This is a genomic window from Streptomyces sp. NPDC006197, from assembly GCF_040613865.1.
In the GTDB taxonomy this organism is placed as follows: domain Bacteria; phylum Actinomycetota; class Actinomycetes; order Streptomycetales; family Streptomycetaceae; genus Streptomyces.
Genome location: NZ_JBEXSZ010000269.1, coordinates 1 through 4,307 on the forward strand (window position 1 = coordinate 1; position 4,307 = coordinate 4,307).

At 71.3% G+C, this 4,307-nt stretch carries 4 protein-coding genes; all 4 read left to right on the plus strand.

Annotated elements, in window-relative coordinates:
• Positions 1-619: histidine kinase (locus tag ABZ318_RS39145; RefSeq protein WP_356907180.1), on the plus strand; the 619-nt coding region annotated here is incomplete at its 5' end.
• Positions 620-782: 163 nt separating this feature from the next.
• Positions 783-1,463 (plus strand): response regulator transcription factor, encoded by a 681-nt coding sequence (locus tag ABZ318_RS39150; protein ID WP_356907183.1) that lies wholly within the window; start codon positions 783-785, stop codon positions 1,461-1,463.
• Positions 1,464-1,752: 289 nt separating this feature from the next.
• A complete protein-coding gene (locus ABZ318_RS39155) occupies positions 1,753-3,690 on the plus strand; it encodes a 2-oxoacid:acceptor oxidoreductase subunit alpha (RefSeq protein ID WP_356907181.1) in 1,938 nt (645 codons plus the stop codon).
• A partial coding sequence (locus tag ABZ318_RS39160) for a 2-oxoacid:ferredoxin oxidoreductase subunit beta (RefSeq protein WP_356907182.1) occupies positions 3,683-4,307 on the plus strand: 625 nt, incomplete at its 3' end. The genes ABZ318_RS39155 and ABZ318_RS39160, both read left to right, overlap by 8 nt.

Consider the following 4,307-nt stretch of genomic DNA (forward strand, 5'->3'; position numbering starts at 1 on the left):
GCTGGAGTCGGACCGGGGCGTGGTCGTCGACACCGCCGCCGCCGACCTGCGGCGCATCGAGCGCGACCTGCACGACGGCGCGCAGGCCCGGCTCGCCGCGCTCGCCATGGACCTGGGGCTCGCCAAGGAGAAGCTGGCGCGGGACCCGCAGGCGGCGGCGGTACTCGTCGACGAGGCGCACGGCGAGGTGAAGCTCGCCCTCCAGGAGCTGCGGGACCTCGCCCGGGGCATCCACCCGGCGGTCCTCACCGACCGGGGGCTCGACGCGGCGCTGTCGGCGGTGGCCTCCCGGTGCGCGGTCCCCGTCTCCGTGGACGTGGACCTGCCGGGCCGGCCGGCGCCGGCGATCGAGGGCATCGCGTACTTCACGGCCTCGGAGCTCCTGCGGAACGTCTCCCGCCACTCGGGCGCGCGGCGGGCGTGGGTGGACGTGTGGCGCACGGAGGACCGGCTGATGCTCCAGGTGCGGGACGACGGGGCGGGGGGCGCGCGCGTGGAGGCCGGCGGCGGTCTCGCGGACCTCTCGGTCCGGGCGGGGGCGGTGGACGGGGTGCTGGCGGTGGACTCGCCGGGGGGCGGGCCGACGACGGTGACGGTGGAACTGCCCTGGCGGGCTTAGGGCCTGTCCGACCCTGATCCGCCGGACACCCCCTAGGCCGGGGACGGCCGCGCCCTAGGGGGTGTCCGGCGGGCGGTGAGGGTCGGGCGCGGGAGGGCGGGGCCGGGTGCCATGCTGAAGGTCTCATCGGATGACCGGAGCATGGGGGCTGCAGGGCGTGAGCGTGCGAGACGTGTCGGGGCGGGTACGGGTGGTCATCGCCGAGGATTCCGTCCTGCTCAGGGAGGGACTGACCCGGCTCCTGACGGATCTGGGGCACGAGGTCGTCGCCGGGGTCGGGGACGGCGAGGCGCTGGTGGAGACGGTGGCCGGGCTCGCGGACGAGGGGGCGCTGCCGGACGTCGTCGTCGCCGACGTGCGGATGCCGCCGACGCACACCGACGAGGGCGTGCGGGCGGCGGTGCGGCTGCGCAAGGAGTATCCGGGGCTCGGGGTCCTGGTGCTGTCGCAGTACGTGGAGGAGCAGTACGCCACCGAACTCCTGGCCGGGTCCAGCCGGGGCGTGGGCTATCTCCTGAAGGACCGGGTCGCGGAGGTCCGGGAGTTCGTGGACGCCGTCGTCCGGGTGGCCGGGGGCGGTACGGCGCTCGACCCCGAGGTCGTGCAGCAGCTGCTGGGCCGGAGCCGTCAGCAGGACGTGCTGGCGAACCTGACCCCGCGCGAGCGGGAGGTCCTCGGTCTGATGGCGGAGGGCCGGACGAACTCGGCGATCGCGAAGGCGCTGGTCGTGAGCGACGGCGCGGTGGAGAAGCACATCAGCAATATCTTCCTGAAGCTGGGCCTCTCCCCGAGTGACGGTGATCACCGCCGGGTACTCGCGGTGTTGACGTACCTGAAGTCCTGATCGTCTGACACCCTGTCAGATAGCCTGGCTCTGGGCCCCAGGTCCAAAGGATGAGGCGGAATCCGACTTTCCGGAACCTCCGGGTAGCGACAGAACGTGACAATTCAAGACAAGAGGGCGTCTCAAAAAGAGGTTCATGATGTGAGAAGTCCCGGGAAGGGCCCCCTTACCGTCGTAGGGTGGGCCTCGGGACGGAAGGTGATCTCCCCACGATGATCACCGGCCGCGCCCCGAGCCTTCTCCCCGCCTCCGGCGGAGAGTCCCCTTGCCGCGAGGGAGGTCCAGTTCAGTGACCAGCCAGGTCAGTAGCGAGGCCGGTGAGGCCCTGGTCGGGGAGCAGCGCAGCGCCCCGGCGAAGCCCCACCACGGCACCGAGAAGGAAGTGCGCCGGCTCGACCGGGTGATCATCCGCTTCGCGGGTGACTCCGGTGACGGCATGCAGCTGACGGGTGACCGCTTCACCTCGGAGACGGCGTCCTTCGGGAACGACCTCTCCACGCTGCCGAACTTCCCGGCCGAGATCCGGGCGCCCGCCGGGACCCTGCCGGGCGTGTCGTCCTTCCAGCTGCATTTCGCCGACCACGACATCCTGACCCCGGGCGACGCCCCGAACGTGCTGGTCGCGATGAACCCCGCCGCCCTCAAGGCGAACATCGGGGACGTGCCGCGCGGCGGAGAGGTCATCGTCAACACCGACGAGTTCGCGAAGCGGGCGATGGCCAAGGTCGGGTACGCGACCTCGCCCCTGGAGGACGGCTCGCTCGACGGCTACCGGGTGCACCCCGTGCCGCTGACGACGCTGACCCTGGAGGCGCTCAAGGACTTCGGCCTGTCCCGGAAGGAGGCCGAGCGGAGCAAGAACATGTTCGCGCTCGGGCTGCTCTCCTGGATGTACCACCGCCCGACCGAGGGCACCGAGACCTTCCTGCGCCAGAAGTTCGCGAAGAAGCCGGAGATCGCCGAGGCCAACGTGGCCGCCTTCCGGGCCGGCTGGAACTTCGGCGAGACCACCGAGGACTTCGCCGTCTCGTACGAGGTCGCCCCCGCGACCCGGGCCTTCCCCACCGGCACGTACCGGAACATCTCGGGGAACCTGGCCCTCTCGTACGGCCTGATCGCCGCCGGCCGCCAGGCCGACCTGCCGCTCTACCTCGGCTCGTACCCGATCACCCCGGCCTCGGACATCCTGCACGAACTGTCGAAGCACAAGAACTTCGGCGTGCGGACGTTCCAGGCGGAGGACGAGATCGCCGGCATCGGGGCCGCGCTGGGCGCCGCCTTCGGCGGCTCCCTCGCCGTGACGACGACGAGCGGCCCCGGTGTGGCGCTCAAGTCCGAGACCATCGGCCTGGCCGTCTCCCTGGAGCTGCCGCTGCTGGTCGTCGACATCCAGCGCGGCGGCCCGTCCACCGGTCTGCCCACCAAGACCGAGCAGGCCGACCTCCTCCAGGCCATGTACGGCCGCAACGGCGAGGCGCCGGTGCCGGTCGTGGCCCCGAGGACGCCCGCCGACTGCTTCGACGCGGCCCTCGACGCCGCCCGCATCGCGCTCACGTACCGCACGCCCGTCTTCCTGCTCTCCGACGGCTACCTGGCCAACGGCTCCGAGCCCTGGCGCATCCCCGAGGTCGACGAGCTCCCCGACCTGAAGACGCCCTTCGCCACCGGCCCGAACCACGCCCTCGCCGACGGCACCGAGGTCTTCTGGCCGTACAAGCGCGACCCCGAGACCCTCGCCCGCCCCTGGGCCGTGCCCGGCACCCCCGGCCTGGAGCACCGCATCGGCGGCATCGAGAAGCAGGACGGCACCGGCAACATCTCGTACGACCCCGCGAACCACGAGTTCATGGTCCGCACCCGCCAGGCCAAGATCGACGGCATCGAGGTCCCGGACGTCGAGGTCGACGACCCGGACGGCGCGAGCACCCTGGTCCTGGGCTGGGGCTCCACCTACGGGCCGATCACGGCGGCCGTCCGCCGGCTGCGGCGCGACGGCAGCCCGATCGCCCAGGCCCACCTGCGCCACCTCAACCCCTTCCCGAAGAACCTCGGCGAGGTGCTGAAGCGGTACGAGAAGGTCGTGATCCCCGAGATGAACCTCGGCCAGCTCGCCACCCTCGTCCGGGCGAAGTACCTCGTCGACGCCCGCAGCCACACCCAGGTCAACGGCATGCCGTTCAAGGCCGAGCAGCTCGCCGCCGCCCTCAAGGAGGTCATCGATGCCTGAGTCCCTGCTGCACCTGGTGCCGAAGGCCGAGGCCGCGCAGTCCATGAAGGACTTCAAGTCCGACCAGGAGGTCCGCTGGTGCCCGGGCTGCGGTGACTACGCGGTCCTCGCCGCCGTGCAGGGCTTCATGCCCGAGCTCGGACTGGCGAAGGAGAACATCGTCTTCGTCTCCGGCATCGGCTGCTCCTCCCGCTTCCCGTACTACATGAACACCTACGGGATGCACTCCATCCACGGCCGCGCCCCGGCCATCGCCACCGGTCTCGCCACCTCGCGCCGCGACCTGTCGGTGTGGGTGGTCACGGGCGACGGCGACGCGCTGTCCATCGGCGGCAACCACCTCATCCACGCCCTGCGCCGCAACGTCAACCTGAAGATCCTGCTCTTCAACAACCGGATCTACGGGCTGACCAAGGGCCAGTACAGCCCCACCTCCGAGGTCGGCAAGATCACCAAGTCGACCCCGATGGGCTCGCTCGACGCCCCCTTCAACCCGGTGTCGCTGGCCCTGGGCGCGGAGGCGAGCTTCGTGGCCCGCACGGTCGACTCCGACCGCAAGCACCTCACCGAGGTGCTCCGCCAGGCCTCCGAGCACAACGGCACGGCACTCGTCGAGA